Origin of the sequence: Streptococcus huangxiaojuni (genome assembly GCF_040930515.1) — a bacterium.
Taxonomy (GTDB): Bacteria; Bacillota; Bacilli; order Lactobacillales; family Streptococcaceae; genus Streptococcus; species Streptococcus huangxiaojuni.
Genome location: NZ_JBFQEG010000019.1, coordinates 22939 through 40128 on the forward strand (window position 1 = coordinate 22939; position 17190 = coordinate 40128).

The following is a 17190-nucleotide window of genomic DNA, read 5'->3' on the forward strand; positions in this document are numbered from 1 at the left end:
TCTGTCAGACAAACAGAATTATTTTTCTTCAGTAAATTCAGCCGCTTCCTGTGCCTGTTTTTGCCGAGCTCTCTCAAGATCATCAACGTGCATAACATCATCATCTTCACCATCGTCAAGGTCACGAAGCTCCACTTCCTGATTATCTTCATCAAGCACTCGCATATCAAGGCCGAGTGACTGCAGTTCTTTGACAAGTACGCGGAAAGATTCCGGTACGCCCGGTTTTGGAATCGGTTTTCCTTTGGTAATCGCTTCATAAGCTTTTAAGCGGCCATTAACATCATCCGATTTGTAAGTCAGAATTTCCTGAAGAACATTTGAAGCCCCATAAGCTTCCAAAGCCCAGACTTCCATTTCCCCAAAACGCTGACCTCCGAACTGTGCTTTCCCGCCAAGCGGCTGCTGTGTCACCAAAGAGTAAGGTCCAACGGAACGTGCATGCAGCTTATCATCAACCATATGGTGCAGCTTGATCATGTACATCACCCCGACAGAAACCCGATTATCAAATGGTTCACCTGTCCGGCCGTCATACAAGACAGTTTTAGCATCAGAGGCCATACCGGCTTCTTCCACTGTTTCCCACAGATCTTCGGAACTGGCTCCGTCAAAAACAGGAGTTGCAATATGGATACCGAGATTACGAGCTGCCATCCCCAAGTGAAGTTCCATAACCTGTCCGATATTCATCCGCGAAGGAACCCCAAGCGGGTTCAGCATGATGTCAACCGGTGTGCCATCAGGCAGGTAAGGCATATCCTCGACCGGTACAATCCGGGAAACAACCCCTTTGTTGCCGTGCCGGCCGGCCATTTTATCTCCCACTTTAATTTTCCGTTTTTGAGCGATATAAACGCGCACCAGCATATTGACGCCGGACTGCAGCTCATCACCATTAGCACGGGTAAAGATTTTAACATCACGAACAACACCGTCTCCGCCGTGCGGTACTCGCAGTGAAGTATCGCGGACCTCACGTGATTTATCACCAAAGATAGCATGTAGTAAACGTTCTTCGGCAGAAAGATCTTTCTCACCTTTAGGTGTCACCTTCCCAACAAGGATATCGCCTTCTTTAACTTCAGCACCGATGCGGATAATCCCCATCTCATCAAGATCTTTAAGCGCATCTTCACCGACATTAGGCACTTCCCGTGTGATTTCCTCTGGTCCTAATTTGGTATCACGTGTCTCAGACTCAAACTCTTCTAGATGAACAGAGGTATACACATCGTCCTTAACTAAGCGTTCACTCATGATGACGGCGTCTTCAAAGTTATAGCCTTCCCAAGTCATATAAGCAACAACTGGGTTTTGCCCAAGAGCCATCTCGCCTTTTTCCATAGATGGGCCGTCAGCAATAAAGTCGCCTTTTTCGACAAGATCACCAACCTTAACTAGTGTCCGCTGGTTATATGCAGTCCCGGAATTGGAACGGCGGAATTTTGTAATGTGGTAGACATCAAGCGAACCGTCTTCACGGCGCACTTCAACTTTTTCAGCATCAGAGAAGGTTACCCGTCCATCATGCTGCGCGATAACTGCAGCACCCGAATCATGAGCAGCCTGATATTCCATTCCTGTGCCGACATAAGGTGCATGCGGATCAATCAGAGGCACAGCCTGCCGCTGCATATTAGCCCCCATGAGCGCACGGTTAGAGTCATCATTTTCTAAGAAAGGAATGCATGCCGTTGCAACTGCGACAACCTGTTTTGGCGACACATCCACATAATCAACAGCACTTGCCGGAAATTCCTGATTAGTCCCTTGATGACGTCCCATGACAATTTCTTCAGCAAATGTGCCGTCTTCTTTCAGCTTAGAGTTTGCCTGCGCTACTGTATATTCATCTTCTTCATCTGCTGTCAGCCAGACAATCTCATTAGTGACCACACCGCTTTTACGATCAACTTTTCGATAAGGGGTTTGAATGAAGCCATATTTATTTAAATGCCCATATGAAGACAAGTTATTAATCAGACCAATATTTGGTCCCTCAGGCGTCTCAATCGGGCACATCCGTCCGTAATGTGTATAGTGGACATCGCGCACTTCATAACCGGCACGATCACGCGTTAACCCGCCGGGTCCAAGAGCTGACAGCCGCCGTTTATGCGATAATTCTGACAAAGGATTGTGCTGATCCATAAACTGAGACAGCTGTGAAGAGCCAAAGAACTCTTTAACAGCCGCTGTGACAGGGCGAATATTGATAATTTGCTGAGGAGTCAGCGTTTCGCTTTCTTGGACACTCATCCGTTCACGAACATTACGTTCCATCCGAGCAAGCCCGATACGGAACTGGTTGGCCAGAAGTTCTCCAACCGCCCGAATCCGCCGATTTCCTAAGTGGTCAATATCGTCCACTTTTCCCAATCCTTCGGCAAGATTGAGGAAATAGCTCATCTCTGCTATAATATCAGCCGGCGTCAGTGCCCGTACTCTGTCTCCCGGATTCGCATTGCCGACAATCGTGACAATGCGATCTGGGTCGTTAGGAGCAAGAACGTTAAATTTCTGTAAGACTACCGGTTCGGTAAGAACAGCATAGTCATTCGGTGTATAAACAAAGCTGTTTAAACCTTGGTCAATCCGATCAGCAATAGAATCAAGAACATCTCGGGTCACAACTGTCCCGGCAGCTACCAATATTTCACCGGTTTCACTGTCAACAAGATTTTCAGCGAGTGTTTGATTTAAGAGACGTGTTTTAACATTAAGCTTTTTATTAATTTTATAACGGCCCACCGCTGCCAAATCATAACGGCGCGGGTCAAAGAAGCGTGCAATCAGAAGGCTCCGCGAACTTTCAGCCGTTTTAGGCTCACCCGGACGGAGACGTTCGTAAATTTCTTTTAACGCTTCATCTGTCCTTGAATCACTTGGATTTTTATGAAGATCTTTTTCGATTGTATTGCGGACAAGTTCACTGTCCCCAAAGATATCAATAATCTCATCATCTCCTGAGAAGCCCAGTGCACGAACTAAGGTTGTAAAAGGAATTTTCCTCGTCCGGTCAATCCGCGTGTAGGCCACATCTTTAGCATCAGTTTCCAATTCCAGCCAGGCACCGCGGTTGGGGATAACAGTTGAGCCATAGCCGACTTTACCATTTTTATCAATTTTATCATTGAAGTAGACACCGGGCGACCTTACCAGCTGGCTCACAATAATACGTTCACCGCCATTAATAATAAAGGTTCCCATCTCAGTCATAATCGGAAAATCGCCGAAGAAAACTTCCTGAGTCTTAATTTCACCGCTCTCCTTGTTAATCAAACGGAAAGTCACAAAAATCGGTGCTGAGTAGCTCGCATCATGGATTCGCGCTTCTTCAAGCGTATACTTAGGCTCCTTAAACTCATAGCCGACAAATTCAAGCTCCATTGTATCGGTAAAGTTTGAAATAGGGAGCACATCCTCGAACACTTCTTTCAGCCCATTATCCAAAAACTCTTGAAATGAATCCGTTTGAATCTCAATCAGATTAGGTAAATCAAGAACTTCTTTGATTCTTGAAAAGCTGCGACGTGTACGATGTTTCCCGTACTGTACTTCATGTCCTGCCACGTTTTTCGCTCCTTTAAAATAAACTACTGAAACTTATCAGACTGAAATCAGTTTATTCAGCCCAAAAGTTAGCCGACATTATCTATAATCTGCCATTCTGCTCTATCTTTTTGTTTTTTTCAGAATCTTTAAATATTTGTTACAATATTTATTTTTACTAAAAACAGACACAAAAAGAGCAGCTAAATCGACTTTTCAAAGTTTGATTTAACTGCTGTAATCTTCGGTTGGACAATATTTCAACCAAATCAGACGACAAATAACTATAGATATTATACCTCACTTTCTGGGAAAAAGCAAGCCCCTTTGTCACACTGATTCAGCCAAATTATTGGCAGTGAGAATCTTTAAAATAGGAAACCGTATACCGGTGTGCAAAATAATAGAGAGACACCCTAAATCACTAAGACAACTCCCCTTCCTATCGGCTCAATCAGAGGAAGTCAGGTTGCTTAAAGTAAAAAATTTACACTGTGAACACACTTTTTACTTTGCAGAAGATAAGGATATGGCAGAAAGACTGCTAAAAGTAGTTGGCAAGCAGGCTATAGCACCACTCTAGTTATCATCATGCTTCCTTAGATGGTAATAAACTGCAGTTCGTTCATCCTCATCGAAGCCATTTGCTTCTAACTCTGCCAAATGGCGGTGAATTTTTATCTTTTCAACTAAGTAGGTATGTGTTTCCTGCAAATGTTCAATTTGTTTTTCCAAATCATACTTTGTTTTTTCCAAAAGCCTTGTGGACAGAGCATGGTTGTGAAATTCAGCTAAAACAGCACTAATATCTTGTAAAGACATCCCTACGCGCCGATAATGTACGATAGCTTTTAAACGATCCATACTTTGATCATCAAAATTTCGAATCCCTCGTTCATTTCTTGGAATAGACACCATACCCTCTTTTTCGTAAAAGCGAATGGCGTGCGCCGATAAGCCTAAAACTTCTGCAGCTTGCTTAATCGTTATCATCATTTGCCTCCTCTATTTACCCTAACATCTTAAAGCTGGTCTAAGTCAAGGCTTTCTTCAGAGATCTGAGATTACCCTGATTCAAGCGCTCTTTAGGTAGCTTCAAGAAAATTGCAGCACCGACACAGGTCTATGTTTGAAAAACAGCAGATGGCAAATGGTCCCCAAGCATACACAGGCTAAGATACAAAATTTCAACTGCCTTCAATTTCACACCATTCTTTCAGTTATCGGTAGTCACTACTGTCATCCACTGCTTTTAAGCCTAAATGTTCTGCATGAAAAACAATATGTTTTTCTATAAAGCTGGCTATAAAATAATAGCTATGATCATAGTCCTCATGCCAGTTTAGCGTTACTGCGACACCATTCTTTTCGGCGGCTTCAACAAAAACTTGCGGCTGAAGCTGCTGGGGATAAAAGTCATCTGCCAATCCCTGGTCTATCAAAATCGGCTGAACGTTTTCAGCTAGCGCAATCAGTTTAGTACTGTCATAATTCTGCCAGACTGACCGATCAGCACCCAGATAAGCCGTAAAGGACTTTTGTCCCCAAGGAACATCACTTGGGTTGACTATAGGAGCAAACGCCGAGATAGAGGAGTAACGTTCAGGGTTTTTCAGACCAATTTGCAGAGCACCATGACCTCCCATACTATGGCCAAAAATAGCAGACTGGTCTGTCACAGGGAAATTAGCTTTAATCAGTTCTGGTAATTCTTCTACAATGTAGTCATACATGCGGTAATGTTCATCCCAAGGGCTCTGTGTTGCATTTAAATAAAAGCCGGCTCCTTGCCCCAAGTCATAGGCATCATCATCTGCTACCTCTCTCCCCCTCGGCGAAGTATCAGGTATAACCAATGCCAGACCATATTTAGCCGCATATCGCTGGGCACCAGCCTTAGTAGAGAAATTTTCATCCGTACAAGTTAAGCCTGATAAAAAATAAAGAACCGGCACTCTTTTTCCCTGCTCAGCTTGCGGCGGAAGGTAAATGGCAAATGTCATCTCTGTATTCGTCATCTTGGACTGATGGCTGTAACGTTCATGCCATCCTCCAAAACTTTTATGCCTTGCTAATCGCTTCATGGCTCGGATTCCTCCCTTAATAGTGAATAACTGTACGGATAGACTGCCCTTCATGCATCAAGTCAAAAGCCTGATTAATCTGCTCCAGAGACAGAGTATGGGTAATAAAATCACTTAAAGCAAACTCTCCCTCCATATACTGATTGACAATCCCAGGAAGCTGGCTTTTCCCTTTAACACCGCCGAAAGCTGATCCTCTCCATACACGTCCGGTCACTAGCTGAAAGGGCCGTGTATGAATTTCAGCACCAGCCGGCGCTACCCCAATAATGATGCTTTCTCCCCAGCCTTTATGACAAGACTCCAGAGCGGAGCGCATAACTTCCACATTCCCAATACATTCAAAGGAATAGTCTACACCGCCATCCGTCATTTCTATAATCACCTCCTGAATAGGTCTATCATAGTCGTTTGGATTGATAAAATCAGTAGCTCCCAACTCTTTGGCTTTTGCAAACTTATCCGGATTAAGGTCAATAGCAATAATGCGCAAAGCTTTAGCCATACGGGCACCAATAATCGCCGCCAGTCCGATACCTCCCAGACCAAAAATCGCTACTGTTGACCCCTCTTCAACCTGTGCAGTATTCAAAACGGCCCCCATTCCAGTGGTTACACCGCAACCTAGCAGACAGACCTCCTCAAGAGGGGCATCATCTCTGATTTTAACAAGAGAGTATTCTGAAACAACTGTATGTTCAGCAAAGGTTGATGTCCCCATGTAATGATAAATCGGCTGACCATCTTTAAAGAAGCGAACAGTCCCATCAGGCATAAGACCATGCCCTTGTGTCTCACGGACAGCAGAACACAAGTTCGTTTTTCCTGATAAGCAGAATTTACATTTTCCGCATTCAGCAGTATAAAGCGGAATGACATGATCTCCAACTTGAAATTCAGTCACCCCTTCACCAACTGCTTCAACAACACCAGCCCCTTCGTGTCCAAGTACACAAGGAAAAACTCCTTCTGAATCTTTCCCCGAAAGAGTGTAAGCGTCAGTATGACAGACGCCTGTGGCTGTAATACGGACCATAACTTCCCCTTTTTGAGGCATCATCAGATCTAACTCCTCGATTTTTAAAGGTTCATTGGGTGCCCAAGCAACCGCTGCACGTGTTTTAATATATTCCATTATTTTTTCCTCCCCACATAAGATACAAAGGCCGTTAAGAGAAATCCAGAGTAAGGGCTGAAATCCTCAATCTCATAGACACACTTCTGACGGCTGGAAAGACTGCAAAGTTTTCAGACATCTATGCTATTCATTAAGCAGAAATAGCTAAGCTAGTGTAACATACCTTTTCACTAGGATTTTAAGACATGATTAATTCATAAAATACAAAAGATGCAAAAAACTACAGTGAAGTAAAAACTATCGCAATTCCTTATAACTAGAAAACAACCTGACAACAAGGCTTTAAGCCCTTTGACTTCATTTGGGATAATATAAAATGGGGTAAGATATCCATCCACCCCGTTATAATCTTAAAAATCCTTGCTGTCTGGATCAGGAGCTGGCGTCGCACCGGCCAGCTGTTTAATTTGCTCAGCATCTTCTGCACTCAATTTAATATCATCAAAATTCAGGTTTTCCTTGATACGATCCTGATGAACAGATTTTGGCAAAGGCAAAAATCCTTCATATACTGACCAAGCAAGGGCAAGCTGGGCGATTGTTTTACCGTATTTATCCGCCAGAGCTTGCATTTCAGTATTTGTAAAAAGTTCTCCTTGTCCCAAAGGTCCCCAAGCTTCAATAACAATCTTATGCTCCCGGCAATAATTAACGACTTCCTCTTGATAGCAGCCCGGAGCCAGACGGATTTGGTTGACTGCCGGAGTTACTCTGGCAGTTTTGGCTAAAGCTTCCAAATGATGCACCAAAAAGTTGCTGACCCCTATGGATCGGATAAGCCCCGCCTGCTGCGCATCTTCCATATAGCGCCAAGCTTCAGCATTTCCTTCTTCCCAGTGATCACGAATTGCCTTAGGATTTGGCCAGTGAATCAAATATAAATCAACATAGTCCAGCTGCAGTTTTTCCAAGGATGTTGCCAGAGCTTCTTTAGCGGCTTCATAGCTGTGTGAATCATTCCACAATTTAGTGGTTATAAAAAGTTCTTCTCGCGCAATACCGCTGTCTTTTATCGCACGGCCAACACTTTCTTCATTACGATAAATAGCTGCCGTATCAATATGACGGTAACCGGCTTTCAAAGCAGCCAAAGTTGACTGGTAAGCTTCTTCTCCATCAGCCGCCTTAAAAGTTCCAAACCCAACAGCGGGAATAGATAACCCATCGTTCATTTTATAAACCTTAACCATAATTTTCTCCTCCTGTTTAACAATGGCCACATTATAACATACTTGCTCTATAATCAAAAATAAAATACTTCCGTGTTCATAAACAATATGGACAAATACTCCTAATCAGAAAGTGCGGAGAACAAAGTTTTATTTTTAACTATAAAAACAGCAATGGCAAGAAAAGACTGATAAAGCCTATAAGTCTTTTCTCTTTATCCTAACATCTTAGAGCAGGTCCAAGTCAAGCATTTTTGCAAAACTGTTGCCTCTGTGAAGAGGCCTAAATAACTGAAAGAGAGCAAGGGGGAAACCAGTAAACATCAGAAATTGGTTTTCCATTGCTCTCTATGCCCTCTGAATAGCTGACTGATTTCTAAAAACCAAAGGGACAGCAGCTGGACAGCAGCTAGGCGGCAGCAACAAATCAGCCAAAATCTGAGCTCTGTCTTTCTTTTGCACTTTCAAAACAGATTTTAAAAGCTTTAAAATAATACTTTGTACCTGCCCAGACAGGGAATCAGCTTCCCCCGCCGAGTGCCGCCCAAGCTTTTTGATAATCACTGTCTGTTCCGCCGATCGCAAACTTATAAGTCATAGAACCAGCACCATTTTTAGCCCAATAACTTGTTGTCGTTTCACCGCCGACTGTAATATTGCGGCCGTTAACTGAGACAGCCCCGGCCTGAAGTCCTGTTGATTTGAGAACAGTTGACTTAACAACACTGTCATCCAAACCAAATTTTTCCGAAACAGAAAATACCCCTGGATCAGCATCGTGAATAGCATCAACCAGATAAGCCATATACTGGGCGTTGTAATTGTAGCCGGATGAAGATGACAGAGACGCATTGTCATCATTACCGGCCCATCCACCTAGAGTAGCTGTCGGTGTAGAGACAATAAGCCAAACATCCGAGTAATTATCAGTCGTTCCAGTTTTTCCTGTCCAGTCAGCCGTCCCGGCATTTTCATTGAGTCCTTTTAAATCTTCATAGAATTTTGTTGTGCCTCCGCTTGTAATGGGCTCTCTCAGCAATTGATTTAAAATTGTGGCAGTCGCTGCTGAGAAAACGCGAACAGGATTTTCTTTATGCTCATAAATCGTTTTGCCCTCACTGTCCGTGATACTCTCTACCATGTAACCTTCCTGATAAACACCGCGGTTGGCAATCATCTGATAAGCATTAACCTGCTGTTCGACAGTCGTTTCAATCCCTCCTCCTAAGGGCAGACTTTCAATAGAGTAGTCAGCGATATCATAACCTAATTTTGTCATATAACTCTCAACGTCAACACCTTGGTCACGCAGAAGCTTATAGGTCCAGTAGGCAGGAATATTCCAAGAAGTATTGAGTGCTTCCTGCAAATTAATCATTGCGGTTCCTTCATCAGTTCCATGCATGATTTTTTCTCCGCTGGAGAAGGTTGTCGGGTAATTCGACAGCATACTGGCACTGCCCATTAAGCCCTGATCAATAGCCGGCCCGTAAGCAATGATTGGCTTGATACTGGAACCCGGAGATCTGGCTGTATCAAAAGCATGATTATTTTGATTCTGTGCATAATCCCGGCCGCCGATAAAGCCCAGAATGGCACCTGTCTTATTGTCCATCAAGACATTTCCGACTTCAACTCTCTGGGAGCTTTCCTGATCTAAGACACCGCCGTACTGGCTGACTGCCGCCTGCATAGCGTCATAAACTTTTTTATTGATAGTTGTTTTAACCGTATAACCGCCCTGCTGCAGTTCTTCAAGTGCCTTTTTTCGGTAAGCAAGCTTTGTTTCATCATTTTTTAAGTCCTGTTTAGAGACCTCATCCCTTTCGATAAGGTAGGCATATATCGCATCCTGCGCTTCCTCCAGTACAGCATAATAAAGGTAATCGTGCTCAGCAGTCTCAGCAGCTACAGGTTCAATAAAATCCTGGCGGATATCATAATCTTTATAAGATGTGTATTCCTCAGCGGTCAAAACTCCGGTCCGGTACATATTGTAAAGAACATTTTCTTGCCTTTGCAGTCCGTAAGCTATATCTTCGTCCGACTTAAAACGGCCATCTGCTGTGTAGGGGGAATACACAATCGGACTTTGCGGAAGTCCGGCCAAATAAGCAGCTTGAGGAATTGTTAAATCCTTGGCTGAAACCCCGAAAATACCCTGAGCAGCTTCTTCAACACCGGCGATATTTTCTCCTCTGTTATTGCGCCCGAAAGGGGAAACATTCAGATAATCTGTCAGAATTTCATCCTTGCTCAGATACCGCTCCAGCGCTAAGGCATAAATAATCTCCCGCGATTTGCGTTTAAAAGTGGGATCGTCTCCCAGTACTTGCTGTTTTAACAGCTGCTGGGTCAAAGTAGAACCGCCGCTTGTTTCTCCCAAACCCAGGACAGAGGCTAAAGTTGCACGAAAAACTGCCTTAGGAACAACACCGTTGTGACTGGCAAAATTCTCGTCTTCAGTTGCAATAACAGCCTCTTTTATATTATCCGAGATCGCTTCTCCTGCCACAGGAGTCCTCAGCAAATCAGTATCAATTTCCGAAATCGAACTGCCATCAGCATAATCCATCTTAGAAATCATGGTCAGCGATTCTACCTGACTGACTAAACTTGCCTTACTGGGAACTTTAACAGAGTCAATCTGGCTGGCCAAATAGCCCAAGGCCAGCCCTGCTCCCAGCATAACAAATAATAAAATCATGACATAGAAAAAATCTGACATTAATTTTAAGGTTCTGAGACTAACAGAACCAAAATCCCAGAGGGATAAATTTTGTTTTCTTTTTTTATTTTTCCACTTGAACATGACAGCACCTCAACCTATATTATACCAAATTTACCAGTACTTGCATATAAAGACCCATTTTTGGTATAATGGCCTGTGACATATCTTTCTGAATAAGGAGAAAACCATGACTATCTTTGAAGAACTCAAAGAACGCGGTTTGATTTTTCAAACAACTGACGAAGAAGCGCTGGAAAAAGCATTGACAGAAGGGCAGCTTGCTTTTTATTCCGGTTATGATCCTACTGCAGACAGTCTCCATCTGGGGCATCTGGTTCCAATTATTGTCTGCCGCCATCTGCAGCTAGCCGGACATAAGCCTTATCCTCTTGTCGGAGGAGCTACCGGGCTCATCGGCGACCCATCTTTTAAGGATACTGAGCGCAGTCTGCAGACAAAAGAAACTGTTGACGGTTGGGTAGCCAAGATTCAGGCGCAGCTCTCCCACTTCCTCAATTTTGACAGCGGCAGCAACAAAGCAGAGATGGTTAACAATTACGACTGGTTTGCTGATATCAGTTTTATTGATTTCTTGCGCGATGTCGGTAAATATTTTACAGTTAATTATATGATGAGCAAGGAATCTGTCAAGAAGAGGATCGAGACTGGGATTTCTTACACGGAATTTGCCTATCAGATTATGCAGGGCTTTGACTTTTATGAGCTTAACCGCCGTTACGGTGTGACACTTCAGATCGGCGGCTCCGACCAATGGGGCAATATGACCGCAGGAACTGAACTTTTGCGCCGCAAGGCTGATAAAGTCTCACATGTTATCACAGTCCCGCTGATTACTGATGCTACAGGAAAAAAATTTGGAAAATCCGAAGGAAATGCCGTCTGGCTCGATGCCAGCAAAACCTCACCTTACGAAATGTACCAGTTCTGGCTCAACGTTATGGACGAAGATGCTGTCCGCTTCCTTAAAATTTTCACCTTCCTGCCGCTGACAGAAATCGAAGATATTCGCAAGTCATTCGAAGCCGAGCCCCATAAACGCCTGGCACAAAAAATCTTAGCGCGCGAAGTGGTAACGCTTGTCCACGGTGAAGCGGCCTATAAGGAAGCTCTTAATATCACTGAGCAGCTCTTTAGCGGCAACATCCAAAAGCTTACAGCAGCAGAACTTAGGCAGGGACTCAGTAACGTTCCTAACTATGCCGTCCAGTCTCAGGACTCCCTTAATATTGTTGATATTCTTGTCACATCAGGAATTGTCACTTCTAAACGTCAGGCTCGTGAAGATTTGCAAAACGGTGCCATTTACATTAACGGCAGTCGTGTTCAGGATACTGCCTACAGTCTTTCAGATAAAGACAAGATCGATAATGAACTGACAGTTATCCGCCGCGGCAAGAAAAAGTACTTTATGATAACTTACTAAAACAAATAAGAGAAGGCAAGGCGGCCTTCTCTTATTTATTTTTAAGACAGATTATTACCTGCTGCCCTTGAGTAGCTTTTTACCTAGGGCAAGCAGCAGAAAAATACTGATAAAAATCATGGTAATTGTTGCGCTGGCTGGTGTTTCAGCGTAATAAGAAATAAAAATTCCTGACACCATCCCGATAAAGCCAAGACCCACTGCTAAAGCAATGACCGTCTTAAAACTTTTACCGATACGCATAGCAATACTGGCGGGAAGAACCATAATAGTCGAAACCAGCAGTGCTCCGGCAGCCGGAATCATCAAAGCGATGGCAATACCAGTCACAATATTAAAAAGAACAGACATTAACCGCACCGGCAAACCATCTACATAGGCAGTATCCTCATCAAAAGTTAAAATATACATTGGTCTGAAAAAAAGCACGGTCAGCAACAAAACTAAGGCAGCAATAATAAAAAGAGCTGTTACCTGATCTTTACTGATTGTAATAATTGAGCCGAACAAATATTGGTCAAGACTGAGACTTCCGGCATTATCAGCCTGACTCATGATAATCAGTGACACTGCCAGCCCCATAGACATCAAGATGGCCGTCGCAATTTCCATGTAATTGCGATAAACCTGGCTGAGATACTCCAGTAAAACAGCAGCCAAAACCACAATGAAAATCGTTGTCCAGGTCGGCGAATAACCCAGCCAAATACCAAAGGCAACCCCAGCCAGAGAAACATGGCTCAGTGTGTCGCTCATCAAGCTTTGACGGCGTAGAATAAGAAAAATCCCTAAAATGGGCGAAAAAGTACTGATTGCCACAACCGCTAATAAAGCTCGCTGCATAAAATCATAAGACAACAGTTCAGTCATTATCAAAGTCCTCCCGATTATCTTTTTCATGGATATTAAAACAGCGCCAAGGCAAATTCTGGTTACGAACCAAATGAATATTGCGATCTACATAACCTTTCACATCCTCTGAGTCATGTGTAATCATTAAGACTGCCTTCTGATGCTGATGCGCACTGTGAGCCATCAATTCATAAAAGGTCTCTGTTGTTCCTGTATCCATACCGGTTGTCGGCTCATCTAAGACAAATATATCCGGATCGCTGGCAAACATACGTGCGATAACAACACGTTGCTTCTGGCCGCCGCTGAGATTCCCAATTTGTTTCTGCCGATTCTCCCACATTCCAACAGATTCCAAACTGGCTTTGATATGATCCTGATCGTGCTTGGTTAGCGGACGAAACCAGCCCTTACGCGGATAACGGCCGGATTTTACAAATTCGTAAACCGTACTGGGAAAACCAGCATTAAAACTGGCAATTTGCTGCGGGAGATAAGCCAGCCGCAATTTCTGACCCTTTATATTTTTTTTAGCCATTGTTACGGAACCTGTTTTGGGGCGTAAAATTCCCAAGGTTGCCTTAATCAATGTTGACTTTGCCGCACCGTTCTCGCCAGTCAAAGTAACAAACTCCCCGCTGTCCAGGTGGTAGTTCACTTCAGCTAAAACAGGATCGTTGTCATACTGAAAAGATAAATTCTGAACTGTAATATAACGCATTGTCACCTTTCTAAACGCTGTTCAAAGACAGCTAAAAAACGCCGAATAACAGCCTGTTCTTCTTCTGTAAAATCCGATAGAAGTTCCTGATAAACAGCCAAAGTACGGCGATGATGCCGGCTATGCTCTTCAGCAACAGGCCGAGCCGATTCTGTCACAGTTAAAAAAACTACCCGGGCATCGCCCTTGTCTTTGACTGAAACCAGCATGTCTTTTTTAATGAGACTTTTAACAGCCTTAGTAACTGCTGCCTGACTGATATTTAACCGTTTAGCCAAATCAGAATTCGTTAATTTCTCCTGTGCTAAAAGCATCAAAATATGCTCCTGAGTATTTGTCAGTGTTTCGCCGCTTTGACAGGGACCAAAAAGCAGCTCGTGCTGATTTTCTGCTTTTAATAAAATCTTCTTAACAAGATGATCCAATTTTTTATCTAGAGATTCCATCCAACACCTCCTCTTTTTTGTTAACTGGTTAATTAATTATAGCATGAAACTAAAAAAGAAGCAATTTCTTTTGCTTCCTACAGAACTCTGACTTTATAAACTTGTCTGCAGAACCCTTTCATGCTGTTAACAAGACGGTCTGCTTTCTTTTCGCTTTGACAAAGCGCAAATACTGTCGGTCCGCTCCCAGTCATAAGAGCCGTGTCTGCTCCGCACTTCATCAGACGGTCCTTAATTTTTTGGATAAATGGTCTCCTTGTAATCGTAATATCTTCCAAAGAATTCCCCATATAGTGAAGCATTTGCTGATAATCGCCTGCTTCAGCAGCCGCCCTTAAATAAGAAATATTGACACGTGATATAGAGGTATTGATAGCTTTGAAAACCGTAGGGGTAGAAACACCAAAATCAGGTTTTACCAAAACAACCCAAGGGGAAATAGACACTGCCAGCGGTTCTACAATATCGCCCTTGCCGCTGACAGCAGCATAGCCGCCTTGAATGCAGTAAGGCACATCGCTTCCTATCTCAAAACCCAAAGCCTGCAGTTTTTCGCAGGAAAGCCCTAAATTCCAAAAACGGTTTAAAGCTCGCAAAGTAGCTGCAGCATCTGTTGAACCACCGCCGAGTCCGGCACAAATAGGAATTCTTTTTTCTAGTAAGATTTTAACACCGCTTTGAATAGCATACCGTTCTTTCAGCAAAGAAGCCGCCTTGTAAACATCGTTCTTTTCATTTACCGGCATTCGGTGGCTGTTGGATTCAATAATAATGTCATCACTTTCTATCTCAGAAATAGAAATATAATCATTTAAATCAACACTTGCCATCAACATTGACAATTCATGATAGCCATCATTTCTCTTTCCAACAATATCCAAGCCTAAATTAATTTTCGCAGGTGCTTTTTCTATGATTAACATACTACCGGAACCCTTTTATAAGATACTTACCAGTATTATAACAAAAATAATGTCATTATGAGAACTTAATATGCAATGATAACGATTTTGACTTTCAATTTAAATACCAACAAAAGTTTTGTTACTAAGACTAAAGCAGGAATGAAGTGCCTATCGCTCTATTTATAACAAACATAATCAGCAATCATCTGTATCCATCAAAACAAAAGATGCTGGACAACTTATATAATAAAGTCATTTAATTCAAAAGTTAAATTCACTAAATTTTATACATAAAACAACTATAAGGATAGGGGTCTAGATAATATATTTTCAGTACTAACAATTGTTCCAAATTCATCATGTAAAGTTGCTAAAGTTATATCATGAATGTCTTGAGGTGAGAATTCTTTTCCTGTATGATCAATTAAAGCAAAAGAAGCAGTTGCATCTTCAACTAAAATTGTTTCGTAGCCTAAATTGGCAGCCATACGAATTGTAGTGGAAACACAGTGCGGTGCAGTTAATCCAGCAATAACAATCCTAGAAATGCTATTTAACTCTAAAACTTCTTTTAAATTTGTTCCAATAAAGGCACTATTTACTTCTTTTGAAATTACGATTTCATCACCTTTAGGTAAAAGTAAATCTTGGAATTCATAGCCTTCATTCTTATAATAAAATCGTGACAGAGAATCTTCACTCCTATGCTTGACATGAACTATAAGACCATTATTTTTTCTAAAATAATCCAACAAATAAGATGCATTTACTTCTGCATCTTCATTGTTTCTTAACCCCCAAGAGCCATCCCTAAACGTTTTTTGCATATCAATAAGTAACAAAGCAGTTTTCATAGTGAGCTCCTAATATCAATGATGACATAAAAATTACCAGTAAGTAACTTTGACTAGAAAAAAACAATAAAGACAAGTTCTAGAAACTTGCCTTTAAACTATACCGGCGGCCGGGGTCGAACCGGCACGTCCGTGAGGACACTGGATTTTGAGTCCAGCGCGTCTGCCAATTCCGCCACGCCGGCAAAAACTGTTAACTGGGGTAGCTGGATTCGAACCAACGCATGAGGGAGTCAAAGTCCCTTGCCTTACCGCTTGGCTATACCCCAATATGAAAGGCGAGTGATGGGGATCGAACCCACGCATGCCAGAGCCACAATCTGGTGTGTTAACCACTTCACCACACCCGCCATATTAACTAAAAACACGGGCAGTAGGAATTGAACCCACACTGAAGGTTTTGGAGACCTTAGTTCTACCTTTAAACTATGCCCGTAAGATGGAAGGGGAGGGATTCGAACCCCCGAACCCGAAGGAGCGGATTTACAGTCCGCCGCGTTTAGCCTCTTCGCTACCCTTCCGCATCATCATAATATTAATCATGGCGCGGGACGGAATCGAACCGCCGACACATGGAGCTTCAATCCATTGCTCTACCAACTGAGCTACCGAGCCAAAAAGAATACCCAATTGCGGGAGCAGGATTTGAACCTGCGACCTTCGGGTTATGAGCCCGACGAGCTACCTAACTGCTCCATCCCGCGATAAAATAAAACCTCTATACATTTGCCAAAGCAAATAACCTATAATCTTCTAATACTTCTAAAACTACTAGATGATTATTAAAGGAGGATGTGGGATTCGAACCCACGCACGCTGTTAAACGCCTGACGGTTTTCAAGACCGTTCCCTTCAGCCGGACTTGGGTAATCCTCCAGTATATATAGTCCGTACGGGATTCGAACCCGTGTTACCGCCGTGAAAAGGCGGTGTCTTAACCCCTTGACCAACGGACCATAAAATAAATGGGCACGAGTGGACTTGAACCACCGACCTCACGCTTATCAGGCGTGCGCTCTAACCAGCTGAGCTACGCGCCCAAGAAAAACTTGGGGACCAAAATCATAAAAAGCGGGTGACGAGAATCGAACTCGCGACAACAGCTTGGAAGGCTGTAGTTTTACCACTAAACTACACCCGCTTTCTACCTACTAATAATAGAACATGGGAGTTAACGGGATCGAACCGCTGACCCTCTGCTTGTAAGGCAGATGCTCTCCCAGCTGAGCTAAACTCCCTTGAATGTGAGTTTAGCTCAACCTGGGCCCCTGTCGTGCGCTATTCGCTGCGA

Annotated in this window: 12 protein-coding genes and 12 tRNA genes; 1 reads left to right on the plus strand and 23 read right to left on the minus strand. The window is 43.1% G+C overall.

Features of this window, described 5'->3' with window-relative positions; translation table 11 throughout:
* Window positions 1-18 precede the first annotated feature (18 nt).
* From rpoB to pbp1b, 6 genes are all read right to left on the minus strand, one after another.
* The gene (rpoB, locus tag AB3329_RS09295) at window positions 19-3576 is read right to left on the minus strand and encodes a DNA-directed RNA polymerase subunit beta (RefSeq protein WP_368395744.1); all 3558 of its coding nucleotides are present in this window, start codon (window positions 3574-3576) and stop codon (window positions 19-21) included.
* A gap of 558 nt (window positions 3577-4134) precedes the next feature.
* Complete coding sequence (locus AB3329_RS09300) at window positions 4135-4551, minus strand: MerR family transcriptional regulator (protein WP_368395746.1); 417 nt, start codon at window positions 4549-4551, stop codon at window positions 4135-4137.
* A gap of 224 nt (window positions 4552-4775) precedes the next feature.
* Window positions 4776-5639: an S-formylglutathione hydrolase gene (gene fghA / locus AB3329_RS09305; RefSeq protein ID WP_368395747.1), complete on the minus strand. Its 864-nt coding sequence runs from the start codon at window positions 5637-5639 to the stop codon at window positions 4776-4778.
* Window positions 5640-5655: 16 nt separating this feature from the next.
* Window positions 5656-6774 carry an S-(hydroxymethyl)glutathione dehydrogenase/class III alcohol dehydrogenase gene (locus AB3329_RS09310; RefSeq protein ID WP_368395748.1) on the minus strand — a complete coding sequence of 373 codons (1119 nt, stop codon included), beginning with the start codon at window positions 6772-6774 and terminating at the stop codon, window positions 5656-5658.
* Between the two features lie 353 nt (window positions 6775-7127).
* Entirely contained in the window at window positions 7128-7967 is an 840-nt protein-coding gene (locus AB3329_RS09315; protein ID WP_368395750.1) for an aldo/keto reductase, read from the minus strand.
* Window positions 7968-8466: 499 nt separating this feature from the next.
* A complete protein-coding gene (gene pbp1b / locus AB3329_RS09320; protein ID WP_368395751.1) occupies window positions 8467-10758 on the minus strand; it encodes a penicillin-binding protein PBP1B in 2292 nt (763 codons plus the stop codon).
* 106 nt (window positions 10759-10864) lie between these two features.
* Between pbp1b and tyrS the strand changes: the two genes are divergently transcribed.
* Window positions 10865-12121 (plus strand): tyrosine--tRNA ligase, encoded by a 1257-nt coding sequence (gene tyrS, locus AB3329_RS09325; RefSeq protein WP_368395752.1) that lies wholly within the window; start codon window positions 10865-10867, stop codon window positions 12119-12121.
* 54 nt (window positions 12122-12175) lie between these two features.
* Here the strand turns inward: tyrS and AB3329_RS09330 are convergent, their stop codons facing one another.
* From AB3329_RS09330 to AB3329_RS09410, 17 genes are all read right to left on the minus strand, one after another.
* A complete protein-coding gene (locus AB3329_RS09330; protein WP_438272903.1) occupies window positions 12176-12991 on the minus strand; it encodes a metal ABC transporter permease in 816 nt (271 codons plus the stop codon).
* Window positions 12984-13694: a metal ABC transporter ATP-binding protein gene (locus AB3329_RS09335; protein ID WP_368395753.1), complete on the minus strand. Its 711-nt coding sequence runs from the start codon at window positions 13692-13694 to the stop codon at window positions 12984-12986. The genes AB3329_RS09330 and AB3329_RS09335 overlap by 8 nt, the downstream gene beginning before the upstream one ends.
* 2 nt (window positions 13695-13696) lie before the next feature.
* Window positions 13697-14140, minus strand: coding sequence for a zinc-dependent MarR family transcriptional regulator (locus AB3329_RS09340; protein WP_368395754.1), 444 nt, complete (start codon window positions 14138-14140; stop codon window positions 13697-13699).
* 77 nt (window positions 14141-14217) lie between these two features.
* Window positions 14218-15063: a 4-(cytidine 5'-diphospho)-2-C-methyl-D-erythritol kinase gene (gene ispE, locus AB3329_RS09345; protein WP_368395756.1), complete on the minus strand. Its 846-nt coding sequence runs from the start codon at window positions 15061-15063 to the stop codon at window positions 14218-14220.
* A gap of 281 nt (window positions 15064-15344) precedes the next feature.
* On the minus strand, window positions 15345-15899 hold the full coding sequence (locus AB3329_RS09350) for a cysteine hydrolase family protein (RefSeq protein WP_368395758.1): 555 nt from the start codon (window positions 15897-15899) through the stop codon (window positions 15345-15347).
* 101 nt (window positions 15900-16000) lie between these two features.
* A tRNA-Leu gene (locus tag AB3329_RS09355) sits at window positions 16001-16084 on the minus strand.
* 12 nt (window positions 16085-16096) lie between these two features.
* A tRNA-Gln gene (locus AB3329_RS09360) sits at window positions 16097-16168 on the minus strand.
* Window positions 16169-16176: 8 nt separating this feature from the next.
* A tRNA-His gene (locus AB3329_RS09365) sits at window positions 16177-16249 on the minus strand.
* A gap of 15 nt (window positions 16250-16264) precedes the next feature.
* Window positions 16265-16335: transfer RNA gene (locus AB3329_RS09370), tRNA-Trp, on the minus strand.
* A gap of 4 nt (window positions 16336-16339) precedes the next feature.
* A tRNA-Tyr gene (locus AB3329_RS09375) sits at window positions 16340-16420 on the minus strand.
* Between the two features lie 21 nt (window positions 16421-16441).
* A tRNA-Phe gene (locus AB3329_RS09380) sits at window positions 16442-16514 on the minus strand.
* 15 nt (window positions 16515-16529) lie between these two features.
* A tRNA-Met gene (locus AB3329_RS09385) sits at window positions 16530-16603 on the minus strand.
* Between the two features lie 82 nt (window positions 16604-16685).
* Window positions 16686-16775 (minus strand) — tRNA-Ser (locus AB3329_RS09390).
* 8 nt (window positions 16776-16783) lie between these two features.
* Window positions 16784-16855: transfer RNA gene (locus AB3329_RS09395), tRNA-Glu, on the minus strand.
* 10 nt (window positions 16856-16865) lie between these two features.
* Window positions 16866-16939 (minus strand) — tRNA-Ile (locus tag AB3329_RS09400).
* Between the two features lie 30 nt (window positions 16940-16969).
* A tRNA-Gly gene (locus AB3329_RS09405) sits at window positions 16970-17040 on the minus strand.
* Window positions 17041-17064: 24 nt separating this feature from the next.
* Window positions 17065-17137, minus strand: a tRNA-Val gene (locus AB3329_RS09410).
* Window positions 17138-17190: the final 53 nt, after the last annotated feature.